The organism is Pleomorphochaeta sp. DL1XJH-081, from assembly GCF_049310885.1.
Classification (GTDB): domain Bacteria; phylum Spirochaetota; class Spirochaetia; order Sphaerochaetales; family Sphaerochaetaceae; genus CAYZJV01.
Genome location: NZ_JBMDYO010000041.1, coordinates 1 through 341, shown reverse-complemented (window position 1 = coordinate 341; position 341 = coordinate 1). Strand labels below are relative to the sequence as shown.

At 51.6% G+C, this 341-nt stretch carries 1 protein-coding gene; it reads left to right on the top strand.

The genetic code is table 11. The features are described 5' to 3' along the window. Positions 1-129 precede the first annotated feature (129 nt). On the top strand, positions 130-341 hold a 212-nt coding region (locus ACODJP_RS13825), incomplete at its 3' end, for a recombinase family protein (protein WP_422482493.1).

Genomic DNA, 341 nt, shown 5'->3' with positions numbered 1-341 from the left:
CATCCCTTTCCATTCGTGTTATAAAAAACCATGCCGGACGAGAAAAGAAAGCCCATCATACATGTCATACCAGCCAGGCGAAATTTCAAGCGTCTCCGCGTTGCCTTGTACTGCCGTGTGAGCACACATATGGAACGACAGCTGCAAAGCCTGTCAGCCCAGATGGATTTCGAGAAAGAGGATATCCTGGAGAACCCTGCTTGGGAATATGTTGCTACCTATACCGATATCAAGTCGGGACGGACCATCAGCTCCAGACCGGGATTCCAGAGCCTCCTGGCCGACTGTGAGGCGGGCAAGATCGATATGATCTATACCAAGTCCATCAGCCGGTTCGGACG